The sequence below is a fragment of the Prochlorococcus sp. MIT2304 genome (assembly GCF_059772405.1).
Map to the genome: position 1 here is coordinate 457,853 of NZ_CM186286.1, position 24,598 is coordinate 482,450.

43 protein-coding genes and 1 tRNA gene are annotated in these 24,598 nt (G+C 33.1%); 20 read left to right on the top strand and 24 right to left on the bottom strand.

What is annotated here, in order from left to right; all coding sequences use genetic code 11:
- Window positions 1-16 precede the first annotated feature (16 nt).
- The 4 genes from AC6EIY_RS02710 to AC6EIY_RS02725 form a co-directional block, all read right to left on the bottom strand.
- Window positions 17-751: a type 1 glutamine amidotransferase gene (locus AC6EIY_RS02710; RefSeq protein ID WP_498507449.1), complete on the bottom strand. Its 735-nt coding sequence runs from the start codon at window positions 749-751 to the stop codon at window positions 17-19.
- 7 nt (window positions 752-758) lie between these two features.
- Window positions 759-998, bottom strand: a complete 240-nt coding sequence (locus AC6EIY_RS02715) for a non-structural protein (NS2)-like protein (protein WP_498507450.1) — start codon at window positions 996-998, stop codon at window positions 759-761.
- Between the two features lie 167 nt (window positions 999-1,165).
- Window positions 1,166-1,411 carry a hypothetical protein gene (locus AC6EIY_RS02720; RefSeq protein ID WP_498507451.1) on the bottom strand — a complete coding sequence of 82 codons (246 nt, stop codon included), beginning with the start codon at window positions 1,409-1,411 and terminating at the stop codon, window positions 1,166-1,168.
- A 192-nt stretch (window positions 1,412-1,603) separates the two neighbouring features.
- Complete coding sequence (locus AC6EIY_RS02725; protein WP_498507452.1) at window positions 1,604-1,972, bottom strand: hypothetical protein; 369 nt, start codon at window positions 1,970-1,972, stop codon at window positions 1,604-1,606.
- A gap of 181 nt (window positions 1,973-2,153) precedes the next feature.
- On the opposite strand from AC6EIY_RS02725, the gene AC6EIY_RS02730 reads away from it, so the two are divergent.
- Window positions 2,154-2,438 (top strand): inward rectifier potassium channel, encoded by a 285-nt coding sequence (locus AC6EIY_RS02730; RefSeq protein ID WP_498507454.1) that lies wholly within the window; start codon window positions 2,154-2,156, stop codon window positions 2,436-2,438.
- A 54-nt stretch (window positions 2,439-2,492) separates the two neighbouring features.
- Here the strand turns inward: AC6EIY_RS02730 and AC6EIY_RS02735 are convergent, their stop codons facing one another.
- The 3 genes from AC6EIY_RS02735 to AC6EIY_RS02745 all read right to left on the bottom strand — a co-directional run bounded on the left by AC6EIY_RS02735 (window position 2,493) and on the right by AC6EIY_RS02745 (window position 3,654).
- The gene (locus AC6EIY_RS02735; RefSeq protein WP_498507455.1) at window positions 2,493-2,969 is read right to left on the bottom strand and encodes a hypothetical protein; all 477 of its coding nucleotides are present in this window, start codon (window positions 2,967-2,969) and stop codon (window positions 2,493-2,495) included.
- Between the two features lie 267 nt (window positions 2,970-3,236).
- Window positions 3,237-3,443: a hypothetical protein gene (locus AC6EIY_RS02740; RefSeq protein ID WP_498507456.1), complete on the bottom strand. Its 207-nt coding sequence runs from the start codon at window positions 3,441-3,443 to the stop codon at window positions 3,237-3,239.
- A gap of 7 nt (window positions 3,444-3,450) precedes the next feature.
- Window positions 3,451-3,654 carry a hypothetical protein gene (locus tag AC6EIY_RS02745; protein WP_498507457.1) on the bottom strand — a complete coding sequence of 68 codons (204 nt, stop codon included), beginning with the start codon at window positions 3,652-3,654 and terminating at the stop codon, window positions 3,451-3,453.
- Between the two features lie 272 nt (window positions 3,655-3,926).
- On the opposite strand from AC6EIY_RS02745, the gene AC6EIY_RS02750 reads away from it, so the two are divergent.
- Entirely contained in the window at window positions 3,927-4,097 is a 171-nt protein-coding gene (locus AC6EIY_RS02750; RefSeq protein WP_269605936.1) for a hypothetical protein, read from the top strand.
- 150 nt (window positions 4,098-4,247) lie between these two features.
- Here the strand turns inward: AC6EIY_RS02750 and AC6EIY_RS02755 are convergent, their stop codons facing one another.
- Window positions 4,248-4,385, bottom strand: a complete 138-nt coding sequence (locus AC6EIY_RS02755) for a hypothetical protein (RefSeq protein WP_498507458.1) — start codon at window positions 4,383-4,385, stop codon at window positions 4,248-4,250.
- A gap of 10 nt (window positions 4,386-4,395) precedes the next feature.
- On the opposite strand from AC6EIY_RS02755, the gene AC6EIY_RS02760 reads away from it, so the two are divergent.
- The 5 genes from AC6EIY_RS02760 to AC6EIY_RS02780 all read left to right on the top strand — a co-directional run bounded on the left by AC6EIY_RS02760 (window position 4,396) and on the right by AC6EIY_RS02780 (window position 6,536).
- The gene (locus AC6EIY_RS02760; RefSeq protein ID WP_498507459.1) at window positions 4,396-4,692 is read left to right on the top strand and encodes a DUF1499 domain-containing protein; all 297 of its coding nucleotides are present in this window, start codon (window positions 4,396-4,398) and stop codon (window positions 4,690-4,692) included.
- A gap of 140 nt (window positions 4,693-4,832) precedes the next feature.
- Window positions 4,833-5,213 carry a hypothetical protein gene (locus AC6EIY_RS02765; RefSeq protein WP_498507461.1) on the top strand — a complete coding sequence of 127 codons (381 nt, stop codon included), beginning with the start codon at window positions 4,833-4,835 and terminating at the stop codon, window positions 5,211-5,213.
- 583 nt (window positions 5,214-5,796) lie between these two features.
- Window positions 5,797-6,126: a hypothetical protein gene (locus tag AC6EIY_RS02770; RefSeq protein WP_498507463.1), complete on the top strand. Its 330-nt coding sequence runs from the start codon at window positions 5,797-5,799 to the stop codon at window positions 6,124-6,126.
- A 21-nt stretch (window positions 6,127-6,147) separates the two neighbouring features.
- Window positions 6,148-6,396 (top strand): hypothetical protein, encoded by a 249-nt coding sequence (locus tag AC6EIY_RS02775; RefSeq protein WP_498507465.1) that lies wholly within the window; start codon window positions 6,148-6,150, stop codon window positions 6,394-6,396.
- The gene (locus AC6EIY_RS02780; protein ID WP_498507466.1) at window positions 6,396-6,536 is read left to right on the top strand and encodes a hypothetical protein; all 141 of its coding nucleotides are present in this window, start codon (window positions 6,396-6,398) and stop codon (window positions 6,534-6,536) included. The genes AC6EIY_RS02775 and AC6EIY_RS02780 overlap by 1 nt, the downstream gene beginning before the upstream one ends.
- Window positions 6,537-6,730: 194 nt before the next feature.
- Here the strand turns inward: AC6EIY_RS02780 and AC6EIY_RS02785 are convergent, their stop codons facing one another.
- From AC6EIY_RS02785 to AC6EIY_RS02795, 3 genes are all read right to left on the bottom strand, one after another.
- The gene (locus AC6EIY_RS02785; RefSeq protein WP_498507467.1) at window positions 6,731-7,015 is read right to left on the bottom strand and encodes a hypothetical protein; all 285 of its coding nucleotides are present in this window, start codon (window positions 7,013-7,015) and stop codon (window positions 6,731-6,733) included.
- 187 nt (window positions 7,016-7,202) lie between these two features.
- Window positions 7,203-7,358, bottom strand: a complete 156-nt coding sequence (locus AC6EIY_RS02790) for a DUF1651 domain-containing protein (RefSeq protein WP_498507468.1) — start codon at window positions 7,356-7,358, stop codon at window positions 7,203-7,205.
- Window positions 7,359-7,869: 511 nt separating this feature from the next.
- Window positions 7,870-8,058, bottom strand: coding sequence for a hypothetical protein (locus AC6EIY_RS02795; protein WP_498507469.1), 189 nt, complete (start codon window positions 8,056-8,058; stop codon window positions 7,870-7,872).
- Window positions 8,059-8,854: 796 nt separating this feature from the next.
- Here AC6EIY_RS02795 and AC6EIY_RS02800 point away from each other — a divergent pair.
- Window positions 8,855-9,079, top strand: a complete 225-nt coding sequence (locus AC6EIY_RS02800) for a hypothetical protein (protein WP_498507471.1) — start codon at window positions 8,855-8,857, stop codon at window positions 9,077-9,079.
- A 140-nt stretch (window positions 9,080-9,219) separates the two neighbouring features.
- Here AC6EIY_RS02800 and pip read toward each other — a convergent pair whose 3' ends face one another.
- Window positions 9,220-10,155 (bottom strand): prolyl aminopeptidase, encoded by a 936-nt coding sequence (pip, locus tag AC6EIY_RS02805; protein ID WP_498507472.1) that lies wholly within the window; start codon window positions 10,153-10,155, stop codon window positions 9,220-9,222.
- A 100-nt stretch (window positions 10,156-10,255) separates the two neighbouring features.
- Here pip and AC6EIY_RS02810 point away from each other — a divergent pair, with 100 nt between their 5' ends.
- Together AC6EIY_RS02810 and AC6EIY_RS02815 are read left to right on the top strand one after the other, a co-directional pair.
- Window positions 10,256-10,477 carry a hypothetical protein gene (locus tag AC6EIY_RS02810; protein WP_498507473.1) on the top strand — a complete coding sequence of 74 codons (222 nt, stop codon included), beginning with the start codon at window positions 10,256-10,258 and terminating at the stop codon, window positions 10,475-10,477.
- A 120-nt stretch (window positions 10,478-10,597) separates the two neighbouring features.
- On the top strand, window positions 10,598-10,924 hold the full coding sequence (locus AC6EIY_RS02815; RefSeq protein WP_498507475.1) for a hypothetical protein: 327 nt from the start codon (window positions 10,598-10,600) through the stop codon (window positions 10,922-10,924).
- A gap of 757 nt (window positions 10,925-11,681) precedes the next feature.
- On the opposite strand, the gene AC6EIY_RS02820 is transcribed toward AC6EIY_RS02815, so the two are convergent.
- From AC6EIY_RS02820 to AC6EIY_RS02835, 4 genes are all read right to left on the bottom strand, one after another.
- Window positions 11,682-11,858 (bottom strand): DUF4278 domain-containing protein, encoded by a 177-nt coding sequence (locus AC6EIY_RS02820; RefSeq protein WP_498507476.1) that lies wholly within the window; start codon window positions 11,856-11,858, stop codon window positions 11,682-11,684.
- Between the two features lie 236 nt (window positions 11,859-12,094).
- On the bottom strand, window positions 12,095-12,358 hold the full coding sequence (locus tag AC6EIY_RS02825) for a DUF1651 domain-containing protein (RefSeq protein WP_498507477.1): 264 nt from the start codon (window positions 12,356-12,358) through the stop codon (window positions 12,095-12,097).
- A 23-nt stretch (window positions 12,359-12,381) separates the two neighbouring features.
- Window positions 12,382-12,576, bottom strand: a complete 195-nt coding sequence (locus AC6EIY_RS02830) for a hypothetical protein (protein WP_498507479.1) — start codon at window positions 12,574-12,576, stop codon at window positions 12,382-12,384.
- 352 nt (window positions 12,577-12,928) lie between these two features.
- Window positions 12,929-13,141, bottom strand: a complete 213-nt coding sequence (locus AC6EIY_RS02835) for a hypothetical protein (protein ID WP_498507481.1) — start codon at window positions 13,139-13,141, stop codon at window positions 12,929-12,931.
- Between the two features lie 665 nt (window positions 13,142-13,806).
- Here AC6EIY_RS02835 and AC6EIY_RS02840 point away from each other — a divergent pair.
- Together AC6EIY_RS02840 and AC6EIY_RS02845 are read left to right on the top strand one after the other, a co-directional pair.
- Window positions 13,807-13,959, top strand: coding sequence for a hypothetical protein (locus AC6EIY_RS02840; RefSeq protein ID WP_498507483.1), 153 nt, complete (start codon window positions 13,807-13,809; stop codon window positions 13,957-13,959).
- Window positions 13,960-13,985: 26 nt separating this feature from the next.
- On the top strand, window positions 13,986-14,786 hold the full coding sequence (locus AC6EIY_RS02845) for a TIGR01548 family HAD-type hydrolase (RefSeq protein WP_498507484.1): 801 nt from the start codon (window positions 13,986-13,988) through the stop codon (window positions 14,784-14,786).
- A 157-nt stretch (window positions 14,787-14,943) separates the two neighbouring features.
- Here AC6EIY_RS02845 and AC6EIY_RS02850 read toward each other — a convergent pair whose 3' ends face one another.
- On the bottom strand, window positions 14,944-15,228 hold the full coding sequence (locus AC6EIY_RS02850) for a hypothetical protein (protein ID WP_498507485.1): 285 nt from the start codon (window positions 15,226-15,228) through the stop codon (window positions 14,944-14,946).
- 55 nt (window positions 15,229-15,283) lie between these two features.
- A complete protein-coding gene (locus AC6EIY_RS02855) occupies window positions 15,284-15,466 on the bottom strand; it encodes a hypothetical protein (protein WP_498507486.1) in 183 nt (60 codons plus the stop codon).
- Between the two features lie 649 nt (window positions 15,467-16,115).
- On the opposite strand from AC6EIY_RS02855, the gene AC6EIY_RS02860 reads away from it, so the two are divergent.
- The 6 genes from AC6EIY_RS02860 (at window position 16,116) to AC6EIY_RS02885 (ending at window position 19,867) form a co-directional block, all read left to right on the top strand.
- Complete coding sequence (locus AC6EIY_RS02860) at window positions 16,116-16,715, top strand: hypothetical protein (RefSeq protein ID WP_498507487.1); 600 nt, start codon at window positions 16,116-16,118, stop codon at window positions 16,713-16,715.
- A 106-nt stretch (window positions 16,716-16,821) separates the two neighbouring features.
- The gene (locus AC6EIY_RS02865; protein WP_498507488.1) at window positions 16,822-16,986 is read left to right on the top strand and encodes a hypothetical protein; all 165 of its coding nucleotides are present in this window, start codon (window positions 16,822-16,824) and stop codon (window positions 16,984-16,986) included.
- 65 nt (window positions 16,987-17,051) lie between these two features.
- Window positions 17,052-17,123: transfer RNA gene (locus AC6EIY_RS02870), tRNA-Gly, on the top strand.
- 106 nt (window positions 17,124-17,229) lie between these two features.
- Entirely contained in the window at window positions 17,230-17,574 is a 345-nt protein-coding gene (locus AC6EIY_RS02875) for a DUF8646 family protein (protein ID WP_498507490.1), read from the top strand.
- A gap of 299 nt (window positions 17,575-17,873) precedes the next feature.
- On the top strand, window positions 17,874-19,568 hold the full coding sequence (locus AC6EIY_RS02880) for a protein adenylyltransferase SelO family protein (RefSeq protein ID WP_498507491.1): 1,695 nt from the start codon (window positions 17,874-17,876) through the stop codon (window positions 19,566-19,568).
- A 170-nt stretch (window positions 19,569-19,738) separates the two neighbouring features.
- Complete coding sequence (locus AC6EIY_RS02885) at window positions 19,739-19,867, top strand: hypothetical protein (protein WP_498462905.1); 129 nt, start codon at window positions 19,739-19,741, stop codon at window positions 19,865-19,867.
- Window positions 19,868-20,157: 290 nt separating this feature from the next.
- On the opposite strand, the gene AC6EIY_RS02890 is transcribed toward AC6EIY_RS02885, so the two are convergent.
- Together AC6EIY_RS02890 and AC6EIY_RS02895 are read right to left on the bottom strand one after the other, a co-directional pair.
- Window positions 20,158-20,403: a hypothetical protein gene (locus tag AC6EIY_RS02890; RefSeq protein WP_498507492.1), complete on the bottom strand. Its 246-nt coding sequence runs from the start codon at window positions 20,401-20,403 to the stop codon at window positions 20,158-20,160.
- Window positions 20,404-20,495: 92 nt separating this feature from the next.
- A complete protein-coding gene (locus AC6EIY_RS02895; RefSeq protein ID WP_498507493.1) occupies window positions 20,496-20,627 on the bottom strand; it encodes a hypothetical protein in 132 nt (43 codons plus the stop codon).
- A gap of 191 nt (window positions 20,628-20,818) precedes the next feature.
- On the opposite strand from AC6EIY_RS02895, the gene AC6EIY_RS02900 reads away from it, so the two are divergent.
- A complete protein-coding gene (locus tag AC6EIY_RS02900) occupies window positions 20,819-21,031 on the top strand; it encodes a hypothetical protein (RefSeq protein ID WP_498507494.1) in 213 nt (70 codons plus the stop codon).
- A 51-nt stretch (window positions 21,032-21,082) separates the two neighbouring features.
- Here the strand turns inward: AC6EIY_RS02900 and AC6EIY_RS02905 are convergent, their stop codons facing one another.
- The 3 genes from AC6EIY_RS02905 to AC6EIY_RS02915 form a co-directional block, all read right to left on the bottom strand.
- Entirely contained in the window at window positions 21,083-21,265 is a 183-nt protein-coding gene (locus AC6EIY_RS02905) for a hypothetical protein (protein WP_498507496.1), read from the bottom strand.
- Window positions 21,266-21,485: 220 nt separating this feature from the next.
- Window positions 21,486-21,737: a hypothetical protein gene (locus tag AC6EIY_RS02910; RefSeq protein WP_498507497.1), complete on the bottom strand. Its 252-nt coding sequence runs from the start codon at window positions 21,735-21,737 to the stop codon at window positions 21,486-21,488.
- Between the two features lie 224 nt (window positions 21,738-21,961).
- A complete protein-coding gene (locus tag AC6EIY_RS02915; RefSeq protein WP_498507498.1) occupies window positions 21,962-22,432 on the bottom strand; it encodes a hypothetical protein in 471 nt (156 codons plus the stop codon).
- A 726-nt stretch (window positions 22,433-23,158) separates the two neighbouring features.
- On the opposite strand from AC6EIY_RS02915, the gene AC6EIY_RS02920 reads away from it, so the two are divergent.
- Complete coding sequence (locus tag AC6EIY_RS02920) at window positions 23,159-23,347, top strand: hypothetical protein (protein ID WP_498507499.1); 189 nt, start codon at window positions 23,159-23,161, stop codon at window positions 23,345-23,347.
- A 150-nt stretch (window positions 23,348-23,497) separates the two neighbouring features.
- On the opposite strand, the gene AC6EIY_RS02925 is transcribed toward AC6EIY_RS02920, so the two are convergent.
- Window positions 23,498-23,830, bottom strand: coding sequence for a hypothetical protein (locus AC6EIY_RS02925; protein WP_498507500.1), 333 nt, complete (start codon window positions 23,828-23,830; stop codon window positions 23,498-23,500).
- Window positions 23,831-24,598 lie beyond the last annotated feature (768 nt).

Consider the following 24,598-nt stretch of genomic DNA (forward strand, 5'->3'; position numbering starts at 1 on the left):
TCAAACCGCAAAATTTTTACCTGGTTAATAAGTCAAACAAAACGTTTAAAAATTTTAATCTAGAGTCTAGCGTTTTACTACTAAATTCTTTTTGTTGTTGTTTGAGAATAGCTTGCCCGTCTATCCCTAATGCTGAAGAAATAAATTTCTGATCTTCTGAAATCCACGTTTTAACCATTTCATCGACTATTTCAGCATGAAATTGTATCCCATATGCTAACGAACCAATACTAAATAATTGCTCCTTACATCTACTACTACTAGCAATCAGCTCTGCAATATTAGGCAATATAATTCTGTCTCCATGCCAATGCAAAACAGGGAAAGGTTGACTTAAAAATTCTGTAAGTTTACTTTTATTTTCTTGTGATTGCGGAAAAATACAGTCCCACCCTATTTCAGCTAATGGTTGACTTGATGTCTCCTCCTGAAGCAATTCGACATCACCACCAGCTGCATAGGCTAAGAGCTGAGCTCCCAAGCATACTCCTATTAATCCAACTCCTTGATTTAAGGCTTCTTTTATTAAGCGAACTTCTTGGATAAGCCATGGGTAAGTTGTAGTTCCAATGTCTCTAATACCCATAGGTCCACCCAACACCAAAAGCAAATCTCCATTCCTAAGTTCAGGGAGAGAGTCTCCTAAATCCAAACGGAAAATGGAAACACTAAATCCTCTTTCCTCAGCAATATTGACAAAAAGTCCAGGCCCCTCGCGTTCTAAATGCTGAAGAACAAGTAAACGACTCATAAATAAATTAAAAATCTACATTTCCATTTGGAGTAAAAACTGAGCAATACAACTTGATGAATAGCTCTGCCTCATTTTCATCTTTACCATCATATTTAAGTTTGAGGTCTTCTATTGCGACTAAAGCAGTTTTCTCTTTTAACCTATATCTTGCACAAGTATCTAGAACTTTAAACATTCGAGTAGTAACTGCTACTGATGGAGTGCTTAGACACAACATAAAAGTAACAAGTAATAGATATTTCATATAAATAATTCAAGCATCATTTTTAGATAAAGCTCTAGAGCTTTGGAACCATTTATTAGTTTTATACAAAAGGACAAACATTGTAGGCAAAAGATAAAAAGTAAGCTCTTCTAAATAAATAAAAATAATGATCGTTCAAATACATATTTTTTTTTCTTGAGTTTTGATTAAATCTGCTTTAATTCCTCGTCTGTTAATGAGCAAAAACCTCCTGAACATCTCTCAGGTTTATTTAAATCTGTAACAGACTCCGACCCACCGATAATTAAATTATGCTTTGACATTCTATAAAACTTTTCGTGAACAGAATCAGTAAACTTTTTTTCCTTCTCATACTCTAACTCGCAAGGATCTATGTTGTTATCAAACCATTCATCATATTGAATATAATTTGGCTTTGCATAATATGTCATATGACTAGAGTAATACGAGATAAGAATAAATACCACCAATTAAAGTCAAGGCTCGTTGGGTTGTTTATCAAGAATTTTTTTAAGATATTTCTTTTTTAGTAGCTTTTTTCTTTCTTTCAAGAATTTTTTTAGTTGTTGCAACTTCAAATCGATCAGTAACTATATTCAGTACAGATTAAATGTACCTCAAAGTTAGCTTGATGGAACGCATTTTGGAGAACCATTATTTCCATCGAGCTTTTTAATTTTGGATATGTCTAAATCGGATATCTCCAGCCCATAAAGTTCAGCGATTTTAGTCATCGCTAATCCCTCTGCACCGGTCCATGCTTCAGCTAATACCGACCAAGTCTTTTGACTAAATTCAACTCCGAGATTTTCATTGATAGCTCTTTTTTTATCTATCTCCACTACTTTCTTTAGTCCCTGCTTAGATAGGTGACTTTTAATCCTTAAGAAAACAACCTCCAACATTGAATAATAGAACTTTTCCATTGCTTTGTTGTAGGCCCATTCAGCTTCTTTCTGTGACTTTTTTGCACTTTCGGTTGTAATCTCCATATCCTTTTATCCTTTAAGAAAGTATTTTATACATTATAGTTTTTGAATTAAGCCCTTAAAGATGGAATCTGAAAGTCAGCTCATAAATAAATAATCTAAATAAATGGTATCCTCAAAATTAAATAACTTTTTACAGAAAGCCCTTTTCATCAAACCCAAGGATTTGTACATTAAATTAAAAATGTCACTAGAACTTACAGAATTAGTCAAGGATTTTATAGCAACAAAACTCCTCTCAAAAGTTGAACTAGATTTCTTAGAGAGTGAACTATGGGAAACCCTCGAACATATCGATGAAATAACTTCCTTAACAGCAGCTCCACTAGATGTTGCTAAAGAATTGAAATTAAAAGATGGTTCCTCATGGCAATTATGTTGCGCAGTAGTACTTGATGAGGCCAGACCACAAAAAACCCCTCGTTCAGAAAAACTTATCAAATTAATAGAAAAATTTTCTCTCCAATGACATTACTTATATACCATTGATATTTAACATTAAAAATAATTCAAAATTTAGATCTCATTTATTTAATAAAAATATCTTTCTAAATTTATAAAAAAACATTCCCGTTTTCTCATATAGATGATTTGGTTCTTTTTTTAGCTCTATTTCATATGGATTAATAAAAATAGTCAACAATATTTTTAAGGCAGTATAAAAATTTTTACTAGATTTTATATCTTGATATTTTTCGTTTCTCAATTTAGAGATTAAATGCTTATCTAACAAAGCCTCCAGAGAGTTAAGGACTATTTCCTTCTCCTTTTGATTGATTGTAGATAATAAAACCATCAACCCTTTTATTGATGATTCATCTCCACTCATAACGTTTCTAAGAACGCTTTGATAGAGATTCTCCCATTTGTAGGGTTCACTCCTAAAAAGATTAGAAGCAGATTCATCTGGATTAATCTTTAACAGTCTCTTATTTTCATCATTCTCTTCTTGATCAGAATTCCAATAGTCATACAAGGGTGAAGATTGAGCGATATTCATGTGTATTTATTGAAAAAGAAGATTAAAGGAAATTCGCAATCACATAATTCTTAGAAAGATTTTAGATTAGATAGTAATGCTTTGACTTCTTCGTTATTTGTTCAACATAAAGTTAAGAAAATTTCTTTGGAAGAGACAAACACACTAAACATTTTCTAGGTTAATGCTTGTAGTACAAAGATTTAGTTATCACCATTAGAATTTACTGAGACAAAAAAAGAATTATTTATTTGTGGTATATATAAAAAAATTAAAACGAATTAAAAACTAAGCGCAAAATATTCTTGCGGTATTATTCAAACCTATTGAATAATTATGAATACTTAGATTTAAAGCCTCCAATGTTTGGAGGGCATCTATTTCCCCAGCTGCAAAACTTTCACAAACAGAATTAGATTTATAAGTTCTTGATGCTTGGGTTTTTGTAGGAAATATAAAGCATAAGGATAGAGGTAAAATTAAAAAAAATTTCATTTTGATCTTAGCTATTCTGAAAAGTTTTTTCCAATGAACTGACTTGAGCTCGGTATACATCACCTCTAGAACCGCATAACTTCTCATGCTCCGTTAAGGGAATCCAAGACCAATCAAGTCTTACGGCTAAAGACCAAAACATTACAACGTGACCAATTAAAAGGATTGGCCAATCAAGGCCTATGAACTCAGAATGAAAAATAGGGTGCATTGATAATTAAAAAATTAGATACAAAACATGACTTGAGTCATCAGTGGAATAAGGCCAGTAACCTTAAAAGGTACGAACAACGCTCGTGGGAGCAAGGCAATGTGAGACAGAACTATATAGTGGGCATAATAACTAAAAACACTCCTGCCAATTTGATGGCTAAGGTGGGGACAACCAGTAAGAGTGATGTAAAGCAAAAAGAAAAAAAACCTTAAAAACATATACTTATGCTTGATTTCATCCTAGATACATAAATAAATTTAATTAAATTAATGAGCGGAGACAATTTGCTCGGAGAGCAACCTCTTAAGTTTTACTCTGAAGAGGTAACTGAAACCAAAATCGAGCTAGTTCATCGTTTACTAATACTTAATGCTCAGAAAAATTCAATAGTAGATTTAGATAGGAAACACAAAGAATGGGGCAATGAATTAGCAAGTTAAAAAAACGCAATGCTCTGATAGGCTCAAAAGTATATTTTATCCAATTCATTTTTAGCTTGATTTTATAAATTTCAATCTACAAAATTCAAAAAAATCCTATAGATGCATAACATTAATTTTTTAGCTAAAGTTATCATATTTAAATTGTCTTTAAATTAATTTAACTAGATCTTTTTGATTAATGATTAATCGATTTTTAACTATCTTCTTTTCAATTCTATTTGTTGTTACCATTGCCCCCCATAAAGCAAATTCAACAACAACTGAACTACCAGATTGTGTTGTCATTACTCACTGCGTGAAAGAAAATTTCAAAGTAAACGACTTGGAAAATGCTTTTAAGAAAGCAACCAAAATTGTTTCTGAAACAGCAAGAACAAAAATAGTTGAAAAGACTGATTCATTCATTCATGCTGAAGCAAAGACCAAATGGAGGAGATATACCGATGATCTACTCATAAAAGCAATTCCAGAAAAAGGTATTATTCAAGTTAGATCTGAATCAAGAGTAGGAGTTGGAGATAATGGAGTGAATCAGAAGAGGGTTGATGACTTTGCATATCGTCTAATGACAGAAACAGACATCAATAATTAACCCTCAAAAAAATTCAATTTTAACTACCCTGTAAAGTCATCGATTTTGAACATACTAAATTTTTCGATTAAGTTTGTTTGCGAAGGTATGGCTTAGGAATTAAAAGTAAGTGATTTTTTATACAAATTGCTTTTCTTTTTATGCTTCTAGCAGCATTTGAACCTGGTAGAGAAATGGCCATCGCCAACTTTTTTCTAGCCATTTTTTGTCTGTTTACCATTGCATTACCCTTCCTACTCATCACCCGTGGGGACAAAACAGAAGCTAATCGAGACTTCATTGCGGCAATGGTTAACCCATGGTCTCAAGTTGTCAATGAAGCTGAGTTGGCTCAAGTAGTTCTATCTGAGATCACATCGTCAGTAAAAATTGATCCCGATCTGGAAACAGCATCCGAGCAAAATGTCGAAACTGATTTTGAATCAACAAACATTATATCTCTTGAAATCAAGGGGAGTGATGAGTTGGATGAGTCAACAACTAAAACATCACCCACCGAAGATAAACTATTAGTTGCCTGATAAATCTAAACACAATCAATGATTCTGGCTGACAAAAGAATATCTAGGAGTGTCTAAAGCCCCTAGATATTCGTTTTAACTTTTGGTGTTGATCTGATTCTTATAAAGAATATGGGTGCATTTGTTATCAACTTAACCAGCATTAGCCATTCTTAATATCCCTACTCTTAATTACTCACTGTCTTTATTAGCTAATTCTTCAACCTTCAGGTAAATTTCCTTCATGATCACGTCAAGTGTTCTTTTAAACTTATCGAGGGAGGCTTCACACTAAATTTCCCACAAGAGAATTGGAGATGAAAGTACAAACCACAAATGCAAATGTCATTGCCAATGGTTTTTGAAATAATTCATTAGGTGTATTCATTTAAATAAAATTCAGCAAGTGAAGTGTGTTAGTGAAGGACAATAAATAAAAAGCATAATCTTTTCCAATGGTTTGCGTGTAAAACTGAGAGGTAAAATTGACTAAAATTCATTAACAATGATCTAAAAATTGGATAAGTTTTGCGTGTTCGGGTTCCCCATATGACATTGCAAACAAAATAGTTGTGAAGATTAGGAAGATCGCCATTATGAAAAGATGAAAACTTTATTTCTTTTATTACTGATACCTTCTATTCTCTTGTTTTTTTCTGTCATACCAGTTAAAGCTGAGTCAGAATTCGAGATGTATCTAAATGATTTTTATCAAAAACAAGAGAAGGCAAGCAGAATACTTAAAGAAATTGAGATAGACCTAAAAGATGGATCAAGAGACAGAGTTTGTGCAAGGCAAAGAGAGGCTGCTAGCTATGGAATCGAAGCCACAAAGTCTTTGATTAAAGCATTTAAAACAAATGGTTCTACAACTCAAATGGAGAATCTTCAAGCAGGACTAGATAAGTGGAGAGAGTTGAGAGACTATTGCTAACAAATTATCGCGTACAAAAAAATGAATCTATTAGTTATTGTATTTTTTATTGCCTCAATTTGGCTCATAAGAAAATTTGCGTGGAATTTTGAAGAGGGTACCAATGAAGAAAGAGAACAGAATCCAGAGTTAAACACTAAAAACTTCGATATGCATGAAAGAAGACTTGAACAATTTTCAAAGTCTAAATACAAAAACCGTATGTTCTATATCGGAGCTGATGGTACTTGCTACTATTATTCAGCGACTGGAAGGAAAATTTTTTGCTAATGGATGAAATATCTCAGTGGGGTATAGCTGCTTTAATTGGAACATCTATTGCCACCTTGTTGGCTTGGTTTAATAAATCCGGTTCTGACTTCAAAGACGGGTTTGAATCAAAAAGCAATAGGAGGAAAAAGAAAAAATAAATTGCCTCCTTTCGAAAATCAAAAAGCTTCGCGCACGTACTTGTCAGGACTCAAGCAAACGGGAACCAACAAGCATCTGACGTATTACCAAAACAATCACAATGAAAAAACAGTCTACTATAAGCATAAATAGGTAAATTATTCAAACGACAAAGCACATAAAATATTTTTTAAGGTGGATTAATCAGTATATTTTACTTACCAACGCCAGTAAAAACAAACCCATTTAGAATACAAAAATCATAAGCAAAAATCTTGAGATGTTCTGGCATCTCGCTCCATTTCATCTCTTCAACTTTATTTACTTGCTCTAAACTTAGGTTCTCTGCTTTAGCATATGCCTCAATCATCTTTGACCAACTATCAGAATATATATCTACGTAAAATGCCTTTTGGTTTTGATCAAAGAAATTAATTTTGTCTTGCTTAGTACTAACCTTTTTAGAAAGCTGTTTATAGTATTCAATTTCAGATGTCATGATTACATGCTTATTTAAAAATTTAACCTAATAAATTTACTTTTAAATAGTGAAGTGATGTTTAATTTCTACACATTAAGTAGTCTGTGAACGAACCGTTTCATTTCTTTTTAGGTACCGTATAGGAAAAATACAAATACAATATTAATTTGGTATCATAAGAACTTCAATATTTTGTTCGTCAATCCTATTGCGGGTATACACGTCTCCATCCAGTTGATAATAATTTATTCCAAAGTTTACTTGCTATTGGTTGTCTCATCCTCAAGCGATTTTTTAGAACTATAGGTCCATTTACTTCAAGTCTTCCTTTCTCTAACAAACTTTGGGGTTTTGGTCCCAACCATCCCAGTCATACCAAAAATCAGTATCCACATTCCATCTACATCAGAAACCCAACCATATTGCTTCAAGTAGTCCTATACCTGGGTAGTACAAGAATACAACAAAAATTTGTTGGCTTTTTAATGTGATTTTTTGGATGTAGCTTTAATTTTTCGTTTTGGTAGAGCTGTCATATCTGCTTTTGGAATGCTGAATGGAGTAAACAACTTCATGATGTTAAAAAATTAATTATCTATTTTTGTTTTAGGTCATGTGATAGTTCAATGCATGAGTGCAAATACACTAAAACATTCGTATTGGACTACAACATGAGATAAACGAGAGTAGCTAATTCAAATATAAGGCAAAACAAAGATGTTTGCTCTCTACAACGCAATGAATTTTAGAATTTTACTGATCAATGGTTCTCCATCAATTTTTAAGATGTTAATAAGTGAAAACGGATTAGGAAAAATAAAAATAAAGGTTTAAAACAAAACCAGTTTTAACAGTTACTAAATTATTTTTGACTAGAAAACTTTTTCAGCAAAGCAAGTCCAGTCAAGATTGCGGTGATTTGTTAAAAATGGGGCTGGGGTACAAACCTTCTCACCATCTGGTGTTACGTAGCATCTTTCAATGCCCCAACTTCGTTCAATGATTTTCATCTCAGTTGAGCCTTTTGGTAAAGCAGGTGCAGTAATTTGAGCCCTTGTCATATGAAAAAGCAACTACACATTTTTAGCTAATCAAAAAGCTTTTTCAATCGGTAAATAAATCCATTGACATTAAATCAAGTGCAAAAAATACAAACTTAACAAAGATAAACATGAAAGTTTTAAGGTCGCTTTAGCTTTTAGTTTCAATTGTGAGAGACAGATAGTTAACGTTGATAGAAAGATATTGAATTTTAAAACTGACTCAAAGACAGCTTATTCTAGAAATGCTTCTCTTGAAGACATTCACTAAGGAAGTAATTCATCAGTTAAAAAGCAAACATCCCAACAACTAATAAAATTCTTTATATAGCCGAAGAATTGGCTTTTATTAAATTGCGAAGAATACATGCAGGTTTAAAGGAACCTCATCTTATTAAGTGAAAGTACCATGACACTTCACCTCCCATAGCTTTAATCAGAGAGTGAATAAGAATTTTTTTTACAAAGGAAGCAAATGAAAAGAATAAAACCAAATCAAGAATCTGAGTAAGTTGGAAACATTTATAAAGTGATCGCAATATCATTATCAGTTGAACTAAATATAATTATTTTTACTTGTTTCTTTTTCTTCTCAGGTCTTGCTAAATATATTGCCTATAAAAAACGAGAGGTTTATTTATGAATATAATTATCTAGATTGTCAATCAAAAAACACAACAAGACTAACCGCAAACTACAAGTCGATATATCATTTTTTCATATTTAAGGTGTATTTTATACATCTGGATCACAAATATAGTTTTTGAAGCTAAATTCTCTGCCTTTTTTAATAGGTTAGAGCAAATATTCTAGACACATGCAAGTAGACCTAAATTCCTTAGTAAATTCTTATGAAGTTGAACCCGTTTCTATTGGTAATCCATTTAAATCTTTAGTTATTGATCCTTCCACAATGGAAATCCTAAGATTTATACCAATAATTGCTTTTATAGCTTTGCTCTTTGCTGCTATCTGGAGACAAGGTAAGAAATTCCCAATCAAAGCTATGGGTGATTTAAAAGAGGAAAATAAGCAAGCTTGAAATCAATCAAAGATATTTAATGATATTTCTTTGTTGCTGTAAGTCTAGATTTTTTGTGATTACAAAATGGAAGTAATGAGATGAGTCCTCAAAGAATATATTTTAAACCTTATATCATCTACTATTTCTAGAAAACAAAACTAATTAGCTAACTCATTAGTCAACTCAATTAATTTTTTAGAAGTTCCAATTTCCTTCATCGAGTGTCCTGCACTATCTATTACATAAAGTTTTGAAGAGGGCAGTGATTTATTAAGATCCCATGCACTTCTGATTGGACAAACTACGTCATATCTTCCCTGAACAATAGAGACAGGAATATTTTTTAGCTTAGTAATGTTTTTTAGAATATAATTTTCCTCTAAAAAAATGTTATTAACAAAATAATGACATTCTATACGGGCAAAAGAATCTGAGAAATTATCATTTGCAGCTTTTTGAATGGATAATTTTTTTGGCATGAGAAAGCTTGTTGCCATTTCCCATCTCGTCCATGCATGTGCCGCTTTGGATCTCTCAGACCTATCTTGACTGGTTAATCTCTTATGGAAAGCATTAATCAAATCGCCTCTCTCATTTTGCGGTATAACAGACTGATAAAGTTCAAATTCTTCAGGGAAAATCTCACTTGCACCTTTTTGATAGAACCAACTTAATTCGGTTTTTCTGCACAAAAATATCCCCCTAAGAGTAAGACTTAAAACTTTTTTCGTGTGTTGAATGGCATAAATCAAGCTTAATGTTGAGCCCCACGATCCCCCAAAGACATGCCATGATTTAATTTTTAAGAGTTGTCTTAGTCTTTCAATATCATCAATTAAATGATGTGTCGTATTTTCTTTTAACTCAGAATGAGGAGAAGATTTTCCACATCCTCTTTGATCAAATTGAACAATATTGAATTTCTTTGGGTCAAAATATCTTCGATAAGAAGGACTACTCCCACCCCCTGGACCGCCATGAATAATTAAGACAGAGGTTCCATTTGGATTGCCGCTTTTTTCCCAGTAGATTGAGTGTAGAGGGCTCACTTTTAATATCCCTTGTTCCTTAGGTTCTATTTCTGGAAATAACATTTTTAATTAAATTTTCGTCTTTTGCCTTTGAGACATTTCCTCCAACTCAAGCATACACAACAAAATTAGCTATAAATGATTATTAAAAAGGAATTGATCAATGCCTAAGAAAAACTGGCTAAATAGCTTTCGATTAAATATTCATGCACCTGGAACAGGTTTTGCTTTAATGATCTTAGCTTTAACTCAAGTCCCAGTAGGGATAAAAAATGCAGCTGAAGTTGCTTGTATTGGTCAAACCTCAAATAAGATTTGGAAATCAGAAAAGAATCATGAGGATGCAAATATGCTTGCAGTTCAAAGATGCAATGGAAGAAATTAACTGGAATCATGTGTTCGTCTACAAGCAAAGTCTGACCAAAAGCCAAAAAATGTAACGTTGGACTAGAACTTGATTTTTAACACGATAAAAAAGATGAGTATTTGAATATTCTTCTTATTTATGACTTCAGCGCTAAAAATAATCGATCAAGAGCTAGCTCAGTTTGGATGGGTTGAGCCAATAGCAACTAATTCAATAAGTGATTTCAAGTCACACAAAATAGATGTTGAAGAACAAAAAACCAATGAAAAAGAATCTGATCTGATAGACACATTCATATGTCATTTGATTTTTTATGTTGTTTTTTGCTTTTCCCTACTTATATATATTTTTATTGATTTGGGTTTTGGTTCCTTCTTAAGGAATAACTTAAAGACACTGTTAAACTCCAAAAAAAATTTGAGTAACCTTCTTTTATCACTACTTCCTCCAATTAATACAGACTAGGCTTGACCTGAAAAGAATTATTTGGGTATTCCTAACTATCGCACAGATTAAAATAATGCATTTATATGGGAGGGAAGTAATTCACTAACGGTCTGAGTCTGCACAGACCGTTTTTTTTTATGCAATGTTTCATCGCCAAACTCTCAAAAAATTTTTACGGAAATGAAGTTGGTCAATTCTTTGAAGAGCAAATGGAGACGATTACTTCTATCAAGATTGATAAATAGATATCACAGCATTTATCATCGTTAATTTATAGATTTATAATTACTAGACAACCATTTAGAAAAAAACCAAACAATTTTTTATTTGAATGATAAGAACCACAAACTACATTTCTGTAACTTAGCAAGCTTTAAGTATAACTTGTACTCCCATAATTACTATATTTGAATCGTTAATCAACTACTAGTTAATTCTACTTGAGTAAAAGCCAAGGTGTATAAATCAAGCAAGATCGATTAGAACATCTATATACCGATATGGAGGGTTATGAAACTAAGAACTCCTTTCAACATGATCAAAATGCGCTAAGTAATATTCGTACAATGCAGGATTTTTCTTACACTGTTCCAAATGAAACTAGAGCTGAGTTATCGGAAAAAGAATAATAAAAATCCAACAGCATCTACATGCAAAGTTTATTAGGGCTAACAATAATCAACTTTGATTAAACTAATAGCTGTTCAATCCAAGAAAGAATAATCAAGGCAAAAATAAGGCCCTGCTAGCAGGGCCTTATAAAAAAGTCTTCAAACTAATGCTGATAGATATGACCGCGATAAGCCAATTGTGTATTTACCTTAGACTTAGCATCGCTTCTGCATGTGTTGTAGTGATTACGCCTGTAAGTAAGCTCCACACAATTTTTTTGTGCTTTTTTCTCTTTGTGCTGAACATAGGTAAGTCCACGATAAAGAAGAGTTGTCATCATCCATACTCCGAATGTTGATTTAAGTCCCCGTTCCTTGGCTTAAATCGAAATGCGGCTCGCCATGTAGCGAGTTGAACGTTTTGGTAGCGGTTGCTACAAAAACTATTATGTTATGCATTAATTGTGTCTGTAGTTCATTACGATACAAACTATCTAGTGGTATATACTCAATTACTAAAAAAATTTTCTTTCGAAGAACTCAACCTGAAAGAGTATTAATCTAAATTATTTAAGCTTCAAGAGGTCTCCCATAAGGGTTTCTTGGAAACTTTCCATTCTGTTTCCACCGAGGACTTCCATAGTTCTCTTGCTTTTTCATAAGTTAACTTCTCACTTTCATGTAACTGAACATGAGGAGTAATACCGTTCAGAAATCTGTGCCTACAGCAAGCGTAGTGAACCCTCACATATACAGTTCCGTCTTCATCAGGGTGTTTATCTTTAAAAAACCTCATTGCCCAGACACGATCTTTTTTCACAAGCCAACTTTCATTTTGCATTTTCAGTAGGAGATTGGATTATCTTATTTGTGCTGCCGGGCCTTTGAATGGCAACTATCTGTTAACCAACGATTTTTAACAACTTCAAGGAAATCGCAAATAAATTCATCTAGGCAATCAAGTTCACCCTGAAATTTAGCTAATTCATCAATAAAGACTTCGAATGATCTACTTATTGAACCTGACTTTTGCTTTTGGGATGGAATACATTTATCCATAACTACTAAAAAAAGTTAGCCAAAGCAATAGCTACACTATTACTGCGGAACCTATTTGGTAAACACCTGCTATTAAAAGCAAAACAGGAAGATTTATTAAGACTAGAAGCTTAGCGGCAGTAATTTTATTAATTGCTGTCATTGCTAAATTTTTTAAACTTTAAATAAAAAAGAATATAGCCAGGAATCATCCATCACATAGGTCGGTTCAAGTAGGGCTAACCAGTTCGGGGATTCATCGTTACTTATGCTTAATTGGCAAATAAGAAAAAGTATCCAACAAAATCCTTTAAAAAGGAAGAACTGGATAATTAACTAGCTGATTTTTGATCAGTTGACTAATTAAAGGTACTTAACAACAATCACAACCTTTTTCGCTTGTAATCGCATTTTCTTCAAAAGTATCGGCAATATCTCGAAGCATTAGTGAGATAAATGCAGGAGGACATTGGAGCTCACTAGCATACTTAGCGTATTGCTGAGCAGTTCCCTGCATTGCTGGAATAATGATTTTATTGACCTGATCTTCAGTGGGTGACCACTTCGATTCACATTTTTCAGTCATAGTTTGCAGTCACTAAATAACAGAACCTTAAATGCATTTGTAATGAAGTCAATGTATTAAATCCATTACCACTTGATCAACCATTTGGTCAAACGACACCTATTTTCATTCCTTTTTTAACCTTGGCAAGAATCTTATCATCTAAGTCATTGTCTGTTTGAAGAACTAGCCACTCAATTGCACTGATTATAAAAACTTTCATTTGCTTCTTGAAAAATTTTTTCAACATCAAAAAGAGTACTGGCTTTAATATTAAGAAAAGGAAACCAACCATTGCATTCCAATTTATTCAATATGGTTTTACCTCACATTCTCAAATATTGGTGTAACCACCCAAAAAACTTCGCATTGCACTACAACATCGACTTTATTCATTGGTTATGATTATTTCTTTAACTGATCATGCTTGCTCCATATCACATAATTTTATTCGGGATCCTTTTGGTAGTTAGTTCTGATTCAATTTTTCAAATTGCCACTACAGAGAAAAGCTGATGACATCATTTTTCATAATTGCAATCGCTGGTTATTTCTATTTGATGGCCTGCTTATGGAGAGATTTAAAAAGAACCAAAACAAGTTGATATACACTTAATATTTTATTTTTCAAAATTGCTTGTTAACTTCAAAGAAGAGTAAAAAATTCTTTTAATCTAGTGAAACGCATGTATAGCATTACACGAATTTCATCTATTGGTATACCCGCGATAATTGGTATGGGAATTGTCTGGGTTGGAAATCTAATTATAAAAAATGAAAAAGGACTCAAAGATCGTGAATTAGAACTTAAGCTTCAACTAAATAATGAACTCGACTAAACATTTTCAATTAGAAGAAAAACCAAATGATGAATAATATTGGCCTAATTTTATTTGATATAGATGGGGTTATTCGTGACGTAACGAACAGCTATCGATTGGCAATCCAAGAAACTGTTAATTTTTTTAGTGGGTGGAGACCCTGTATAGAAGATATTGACTCTATAAAAAGTGAAGGTTGTTGGAATAATGATTGGGATTTGAGCCTTGAAATGATTAATAGACATATACAAAAAAACAATCTTTCTTTTTCAGCTCCAACTAGAAAAATATTAATTCAATGCTTTGAAAACTTTTATTTTGGTGGAGATCCAAATCATGACTCTAGTGAATGGTCTGGCTTTATTAAAGATGAAACTTTATTAGTCAAACAAACACTTTTTGAGGAATTAACTCAGGGAAGAATTGGTTGGGGTTTCGTAAGTGGAGCTGAATTACCTTCAGCAAAATTCGTCTTGGAACAAAGGCTCGGCTTAGCCTCTGCACCCTTGATTGCAATGGGTGAAGCACCTGAAAAACCTGATCCAACTGGATTTATTTCATTATCTACCAAACTTTCAAAAAATCCTTTAGGCCTTTCCAATCCTCCAATTGCATATATTGGAGATACGGTTGCAGATGTTAAAACAGTTATAAATGCCCGAATTAACATCCCTGATCAAAAATTTATCAGTATCGCTATTGCCCCCCCTCATTTACATTTAGATTCAAGTCGAGAGAAACGTCTCATGTATGAGGCAGAGTTAAGAAAAGCAGGTGCAGACCTGATTATCAAAACGATGGATAATTTAAAAAATGAACTTCTAAATTTGTTCATAAACCAATAGGCAATTAAAAAATCTGATTTTTTGATTCTCAAAATTATTTAAATGCCAAGAAAAGAAAATACATTAAATTTTTTCAATTGAATTTGTTAGAAAGATGCCTAAAAAGGAATAAATTATGAGTAATTATTAATCTGTAGCAAGTAACTGCTAAACGAAGTCAAGCTGAAACAGCTTCAGCGTTGATTACATCTTCGTCAGACATATTTAAATCATCATTATTTGATTTCTTATTTTGAAAAATATAGTAAGCAGCTCCGCCTGCAATTGTTGTTGAGACAATTAATCCGGCAATAAGTGTAAGTGCAACAAAACCGCCTATCAAGCTGCCTTTCAACCGAAGAAGGTTAGATTTAATTAAAAGAAGCAAAAGTAAGGTTGAAGTTGCTTTTAACGAAGCTATTCTTAAAGCTGTTAGCGGCCAAAAAGGATTAAAGAAAAACATTTTAAAATTTCTTTATTCAAATGTAGAGGCTTTTTTGATTTATTGAGGAAAAAAACTAGAAAATGGTGAAATCTTTTGTAGTTCCTTTGGGTATAACAAAGTCTTGTACAACTTCTTCTCTAAGACATTCAGTTGGATAGGAGATCACATTCTTTACTGTGAATCCTGCACCAATGGCAACCACTCCAATCAGAAAGATCCATTTTGATCTTTCACTTGAAATAAGTCTGTTCATCATTTACGAAAAACCCGTTTATTTTAGTCTGTTAAATAATCTAAGAATTTGATCAAAAAGATATTTGTCGAGAGTTTTATTAGTATTTTGAGAAGTCATTACCCAATAAATAAAAGCCTCGATTCAGAGAAGAGTTAATATTTTAGGCCAAAAACTTTCTGGATAATACGAACTATAGCTGAATTCGTTTTCTTTTTTCATTACCTCCAACGCATACGTTCTGAATGATCTTTTTCAATTTTCCTATGTAGCGAAACCAGACCCACAAGACTCAATGGTCCAATTACGAGTGAATTGGATAAAGCTTTTTATTAAAGGATACAAAACCACAAACAAATTCATCCTATGAGCAAATGTCTTCGCCATTACATCCAAAAATCTTGAAAGTGAGTCGAGAGTAATCAAGTACATATCTTCTTACAGATTTACTTGTTGCTTATGTTTAGTATCAGTTTGAATTTTAATGTTCACTTTAATTATTTTTGGAATGTACGGTTAGCGTCAAAATATTCGACTAATCCGTCCTCGCGAATTCTCTTTTAAACATCAAACCAGATATTAAGCTATGAAAATTTTTTAAAAAATAAAATTTTTATATTATGAAAAATTTAAATAAAGTTGCTAATTTCGAATAAGCTCCAAATTAATTTAATTGACCTTCAGATCATTATTGTTATTAGTTCATCTACTAGCAGTTTTTATCCCTATCCTTATCGGAATCAAGTCTGTAAATAGATTCAAGCAAGTTAGATTTCCTCTGCTACCGCCTGTTGCCTTTATCTCGCTAGGTCTTGCCTCAATGTTTGAGATGTTCGATCATACCACCACGAATTGGATATATGTAGATCACTCATCAATATATAATTGGCTGTTTTATTCATTTCTTTCTATTGGATTATCGTTTTTTACTATTTCAGTAGCTAAAAGCAAGTCGATCATAACTTGCAATATTTTATTAATAATTGCCACGGTTTTTTCTTATTGGTTTCTAGGCAAGTCAACAACTCTTTTAATACAAGTATTAATAAGTATCCTACTTATATCGCAATGGTGGAAGCGGTTTAAAGATTGGATCTTATTTATTTATCCAATCTCCGGAGTAATCTTTACTACATCTTTTGGGATCCTACTTACGAGCTCAGGCGAACAAATATGGCATGTATTTATAGGTCCATCCGGAACGATAAGTGTTTTGGCTTTTTACTCAGTTTTAAAGAGATCAAGAAAAAAAGAATTCATTTCTACTTGTTAGATATTGATCAACTTCAAAATCCCTAAGATTTATTAGAGTTTCTTTCACGTTAATCATATTGGATAATATGATACATGCCGTAAAGTTGATTGTTGTTTAAAAGCTAATGAGTCTGAGTTCTTATAGACAACACAAAATTTATATTGCTGCAACGATGGGGTATGGACTTGGTTCTGAAGATCCAGAAGAATTTGCCCTGTATCACATGATCAAAAAAGAAATAGAAAAAGACAGCAAAAACAGAAATATGGGAATTAAAAGAGCTTATTAAACTCTCATTTCAGAAAGTTTCCAAAGATAAGGGCAAGCCATCAAACTTCGCTAATTTAAAGATCTGCGGGTGTAGTTCAGTGGTAGAACGTCAGCTTCCCAAGCTGAATGTCGCCAGTTCGAATCTGGTCATCCGCTTTAAAGAAAATAGAAACCTAATACAAATTGTGTGGTGTAACTCACAACAGCAAGTTCAGTCCACAGAAAACAATTGATGTCGACATAATTTGATTTTAAGATTCTTATGGATAATCCTTCTAAAGAACAAATTCTTGCTTCATCTAGTGGGTGGGTGGCTTCGACTTTAAATTTTCTTCCTGGCTTAGGTGCTGGATATCTTTACCAACGTCGCTGGATTCCTTACTTTTTAACTGGAGGTGCCGCTACAGCTTGGTTCGTTCTTGGGGCAATCATAAATGGTGATACAGAGCCAACAAAAGCTGAACAATTAATTGGAATAGGGGGCTTATTTTTGATCTCAATCACAACAATGGTTGAGGCTAAAATTACTCATAAAAAAGCAACATTATTCGTAAAAGAACAGATTCAGGCACAAACTCCAAAGAAAACAAGAGGTCTTTTTAGATGATAATCCAGTATAAATCAATAGAAATGACGGTAAAAAGAATCGTATTTCATGATTTATTAAAGTGCTTTAAAATTTAGTTGATATGAATCAACTCTTACAGGCAAATCGATTACCCCAAAGTTTACGTCTCGAAACTTTCTAAACGATGACTTTAAACTAGATATTTTACTATCCATTTTTATGACTTATCGTCTAGTTAAAAACAAAATTTAAGAACATTAAGGCTTCAAATCAATGCTAGTAATATCTGGAGAAGTATCATCAAATTTAAGACTTAACCAACTAGAAAATAGGACTAAATGAGCAGTTTTAATGCTATCTCGACAACAAGAACTTTCTCTGAGTTTGCAAAACAAGCTGACTACTCATTCATGGATTCTCTTGAGCCAGATCCACAGGCAACAGATGATGGTGATGACCACCTAACAAGAGAAGTCTTTTCTGGTCACTATGTACCTGTCACTCCAACAGCAATTCCAAAACCAGAATATGTCGCTCACAGTAAGAAATTATTTAACGAATTAGGCTTGAGCCATGAACTTGCCCTTGATGAACTTTTTCTTCGTCTATTTACCGGCGACATAAGTGTTGCAATAACACCGATGCGTTCAGTTGGTTGGGCTACCGGTTATGCACTATCTATTTATGGAACTGAATACACTCAGCAATGTCCATTTGGGACTGGTAACGGCTACGGGGACGGGAGAGCTATTTCTATATTTGAAGGCCTCTTTAATGGCAAAAGATGGGAGATGCAACTTAAAGGAGGAGGGCCAACACCCTACTGCAGAGGCGCTGATGGACGTGCAGTGCTTCGTTCAAGTGTTCGCGAGTTTTTAGCACAGGATTTTATGCAGTCACTCGGAGTACCAACATCACGCTCTCTCACACTCTATGTCTCTAAATCTGAAACAGTTCGTAGGCCCTGGTATTCAAAAGACTCTAACTCAATAAATCCAGACATATTAGTAGAAACTCCAGCTGCAATCACTACACGAGTCGCACCATCATTTTTACGGGTAGGCCAAATAGAACTCTTCGCACGTCGAGTACGCAACAATGAGCATAAAAATGCAATGAAAGAACTCGAAATGATTGTAAAGCACTTAATCAAAAGAAATTACAAAAAAGAAATTGATCATAATCTTAGCTTTAGCAATCAAGTCGTTGAACTCGCAAATTCATTCCGAGAACGACTAACATCATTAGTAGCCGATTGGATACGCATAGGCTATTGCCAGGGAAATTTCAACAGTGACAACTGCGCTGCAGCAGGTTTCACTCTCGATTATGGTCCATTTGGATTTTGCGAACTCTTCGATCCCAGATTCCAACCTTGGACAGGAGGTGGCGAACATTTTTCATTCTTTAACCAAAAAGTTGCTGCCGAAGCAAATTATCAAATGTTTTTAGAAGCGCTTCGACCAATGCTTACCGGCAACGCAGAGGCTCTGGACAGGTTAGATAGCATCCGTAAGGGATTTACAACAGTAATGAATCAGAAAATGGAGAACATGTGGACAAAGAAACTAGGCCTAGTGACCTATGACGCACCTCTAGTAAATGAAATGCTAAAGCTCATGGTCCACACAAATGTCGACTACACAATCTTTTTCCGAAAACTTTCTAGTATTCCAAAAACACTTAACGGCTTAAAAGATAGTTTCTATCTACCAATTTCAGAAGAGATTGAGACAAAATGGATCAATTGGCTACAAAGTTGGCGGAAGCAAGTAATCAAAAAAGGTTCTCAAATTGAAATATCAACAAGAATGAAACGCGTTAATCCAAAATACACATGGCGAGAATGGCTAATCACACCAGCATACGAAATGGCAGAGAAAGGAGACTATAGTCTCATAAAGGAACTACAATCTGTTTTAGAAAAACCTTACGACGAGCAATCAGTAGAGGTACAAAAAAAATATGATCGACTCAAGCCCAAGAAATTCTTTGGAGCCGGTGGGGTCTCGCATTACAGTTGCTCATCTTGAATCAAGAAGAGCAGTTAAATTAAGTGATATTGGGACTAGCTATGAAAAATAACCGCTGCAAAAAACAACATAAACTAAATGTATTTCCCTTTTTATATACAGGTAACCGAACTAAATATTCTCTCGATATTCGAAGAATTGGAGGATGATTTACTTTGAGACTTAAAACCATGTCAGAAGAAACAAAATCCAAAATCAGAATTTTTCTTCCATTTAGTTGGTTCATTCCCGCAGTAATTTCTTTTGGGGTAATTAATTATCATCAATTATCTGCTGGCATTCCACCCATAGCAATTTGATCAGTACCATCACACATCTTCGAGTTTTAGCAGGCAATAGTTGTAGTTTCAAAAAGAAGTGAGTTGCGGGTACTAAATCAATTTACCAACAATTCAAAGCAATCCGAAATTAATTTTGACGACTCTGTTTATAATTATTGGTTGATATCGATAAGCTAATCCTCAAAAAATTGAAGATAAAATTTAAGTTATGATTTGAATTCCAAATACGATCTCACAGATTTAGTGACAAAAGCAACTCAAGATTAAAAAATATGATTTCTTTTATGGGCAATCAAACTTAAAATATATCAACTATTAATTTTATTCCAAATAATCTCAGCGTCTCTGAGAAGGTAGAGAGCTTCTTTTCTACCAACAGCTTTTTCAGCATCATCCATCAACTTAATGTATCTTTCCCTCAAGGCCTGCTTTTCCAGAACAATTTTAGTAAACATGTGAAGCTTTTCTGCTCGATCATCAACTTTGCAATTCTGAACTGTCTTTATAAGTCCATGCGAAAACTTGCCTCTAACACGAACGTTGTGCCTACTCATTACTGAACTCTTTTTTCCTGAATTTAAATATTCTGTTAAGGCCTGTATTTAACTGCGTGTAGGGTTAACCTCCAATTCTTTGTTTTCTACTATTAAATTTTCGGTAATTCAATTCCATAGTCTCTCGCAAGTTCAATCAACTCATTCATTGATAAGTCAACGAGGTAACTTCGTATACATTGATAAGCATGAAAACTCTCAACACTTTTTCTCTCATTGAACATTGAACGAGAGATTCTTAGAGCTAAGGCTTCTTTAGTGAAAATTACACAAGTGCATCTATTTAAATGCTATTCAACTCTTAAGGATATTTGTGTATGTCTCTTCTTAAAAAAAACAAAAAAATGGATCAAAACTTTCACCCATAAAGTCACAATCTCAAAATTGACCTTTTAGTATTTTGATTTATAAAACTATGGGAGAATCAAAAAAAGGTAAAAAAAATGGATTTCTCCCCAAGACGTCAAAGACTTCAGAAAAAAAAGAGGTAATTAGAGAACCAAAAGGAAGGCTAATCTCATGGTCTCCTTGGCCTCCTGCTAATTTCAAAACTCGTTACCCAGCTTTCCCTTTAGTTACGACTGTTTTGATATTAATAATTTTACGCTGGTTAACCTCGGCTAATTAGCTCAATTAAATACCAGCAATTAGTTGAGACTTATATGAGGAAAGTTGTTTTTCAAAAATGAAAATAAGGTATTTCTCTTGGGGGTACTGAACGCGTAGAACAAATACCAAATTGCAAGCACTCCATCACATCATCATCATATTTTGGCTTGTAATTAGCAAACAAATCAGACATTTCATTTCCTTGAATAGAAATCCCAGAAAAATTTCGAAATAACTTCTTTGAGAATGGCATGGTTAGATGACAAACAACCTACTTAATTTCTACTCATATTGGTTTAAGAAAGCTATGGGGAGGAACACTCAAGTATTTATACATTCATAGAAAACAATTCAATAAATAGAGAGAATTGTCAAAGGCTCAAATAGTGCTTTTCTTGAAAGACATTTTTAATTAAAAAGAGGCAATTTTTTCTCAACGCTTTACTCTGCCTTTGCTCGATAATAAAATTCCACTATTTTGATTTTTCTCCTTGACTAAAGCCATCAGGAGACTGAAGATAGTAGGTTTGGCCTAAATAGGGATCTTCGCCAAAAAGATCGTTCATTTGCTTTTCTGTCATTACATTAGGACCTTCTACGATTTCAGTAGGATCTGATTCTATAAGTGATGAATCTATTTCATCTGCATTAACAACCGCAGGATAAAGATTCAGAAGAAGACAAAGAGAGAGAGAAACAAGCCGAATTAGCAATGTGCTACTCATTTTCTTGAAATTAACTATCGGTAGAATCGGAACCATCAACTTGCTCAACCGTCTCATTTTGACTTGCTTTGTTGCTATTAGATAAAGAGCATCCACCTTCACCCCATGCCAAAACTGGAGCTGTCATAAAAGATAGGGCGAATACTAAAGGTAGGAATTTATTCATAAGAAAAATTAGAAGCAAAGCAATATTAAAGCCTTTTAAGAAAGATCGTTTAACTGACTTAATTCATATCCATTCCTATTTCAATTTCATTAATAGACTCCTCCCTTTGATCACTATCTAATGGTCCTAAAATAATTTCATCCAAATTTTCTTTGCTTACTTCAGACAAGGATGGTTCAATAATAATCCTGAGAGGATTTTCACCATTGTCTTCCAGAATTGACAGGCCATCAAGAAGAGACTTGTCTTCTTGATCTGTCAGTAATTCTGATTCTGATTCTGTTAAAAGGTTATTATCTTCACTAGCTATTTTTTTACTTGTATCATTTATTAGTACTTTCGAAAGATCTACAATATCTATAATTACTGACTTCTGACTTTTATACATATCTTGAATCACATTAATTATTTCACCAGATTTTGTGGGCTGAGAAATAAAAGCGAAACAAGTCCAAACAGTAAGAATAATTGAGATTATGACAGTAGAAATAAAAGCAGAATTCAATGTTTTTATTATTGTTTTGATCATTCGAAAACTTTTGTTATTGCCAAATCTAGGCACATCATTTCATACTTAAAACTGTCTCTTCATAACCTGTAAACGCGTATAAATACTTTGGGGTTTACTCTCTATTTTTTCTACGCGAACAGAGCAGAAAAGTAAATGAGTATTTAAGGAGCTTAATTGTAACCTTTAATAAATTCAAACCTTTAATTGAAACTATAGAAAAGTCAGTCCTCGCTAATATTTCATAAGGCATCATAGAAAGGATAACGATTTGGCATGCTTGCAGTTTGGTATTAGCTCTATTCAAACCAAATCAATGAGATCAGAAGAGTTATTTTATGGATAAAACTAATCTTGCGTAATCAAATTCAGGATTTTATTTAATAAATTTATCTAATTTTCTAAGTTTCGTTCTAAAAAACTATCTTATTTATTTCAGTCATTTTTCCTGAATAAAATTTTATTGGTAAATTAGAAATTATATTGTCACCACTCATAATAAAGTCCAAATGTATTTTTAATCTATTAAAAATACAATATTTAAAAATCTAATAAATACAACTATATAAATGTTGTATGTCTCGCTTTAAAATGTTTAAAGGCTTGCATTGAAACAAGTATCTATATCTATCCCATATTAAAGTTACTAATTAGCTAATAAAAGAAGGCATAAATACTTGAGTGTTTACTCTCTAGGTTTCATTACCCCTATAGGTGTAGAAGTAAAATATGGATCTTCAACCTCCTATGTCCTACGGAAATCGCTTTGCTCAATTGACTACTGAAGCCGCTGAAAATGCAGCTCGACTGGTTCTTAGACAACTTTCTGAAAGACTCAATTTTTCAAAGCTACCATCAAAAAATGACGAAGAAATGGAGTGCTTACAATTTGGTATCTGCTCTTATCAAGCTCAACCACAAAGAGTAATTCAATAAGAGTAATCAAATGAAATACATTGATCTAATTTTGATATTTTCTTCATTATCAATGACGTTTTTAGGTTTCTCTTTTCTTGCTATTTAATGAATGAAGAAGAGCCTAGTAGCATCAGACAGCGCTTTCGAACAGTTGGAAATTTAATAAACTCATTTGTTATCAGAGTCTTCTAAGAGATCTGAATATTCCGATGAATGTGAAATTGGCAACTCAGACGCGCTGTTAGTTGATCTCACTAACAAAGCAGTTAATTCAGCTGTCCGTTTATTGTTAATGACATTGCTACCATGCGCTGATATCGAAGCTCCAGCAACAAGGGCAGAGATTGGCTTCCACCAAGGTAAAGATTTTAAGTCATTCTTTTGAACTTCAGCCAGTAAGAAACCTAGCCCAAACAAAATACCAAATACAGCTCCTGACCATTGGCATATTTCAGCTGAAATAGATTTTGCATTTTCGGCAGCGTTAATTTGATCTTCCATTGGGTAAAAGTTCGATAATTACGTATGTTATTACTAAATCATTATAAAAGCATTCTTTAAGCTTGATGAAAATAAGTAATTAATCCAATAGAAGTGATCTAGTCAGCAAGAAAAAACAGATCTAATAGAAAATAAGCAAAGAGATACCTAAGAAAGAAAATGATAATGAGAAAAATATCAAAAGTAATTCCGTCGTTTTCATAACCACTCAGAATCATCTAAAAGGTTTGAATATTGTTTATGACTGAAAGTGTATTCTTCTAATACTTCTTGCAAGGAAATGCACCTAAAGTATGTCATTTATAATTCGATAACAGATGTTTTTTATCATCTAAGAAAATAAACAAAATCGTGAGTGATTGATATTCGGTTTACATGGTTCGGTATCTTTTCCTTATTCACCAACTACTATCTCCGACAGTTCAGGCTTGGAAAATCCCTGAATAAAGAAATATACTGATAAAAAAAGATAAAAAGTTTTCCTCGAAGAAGTAATTATTAATAAAAGCTATCTTATCAACTTAAGTGAAACACCTTATCGCTAAGCACAAAAATCAAAAGTCCTATAGAAGTCATTGCTAAAAAAACTCCACCAAAAATTAGAGTATTGTTTTTTTCAGTTTTTTGCTCCAGAACTTTCTGAACTTTTAGAAGATTAGCTTTTCTTTTCACTTTCTTACTCATGAGTTAAAAGTTCAATGAATAATAGATTGACCTTATACCCATACAATCATTTTATGGACTTAGAGATTTTTCACATCCATTTCT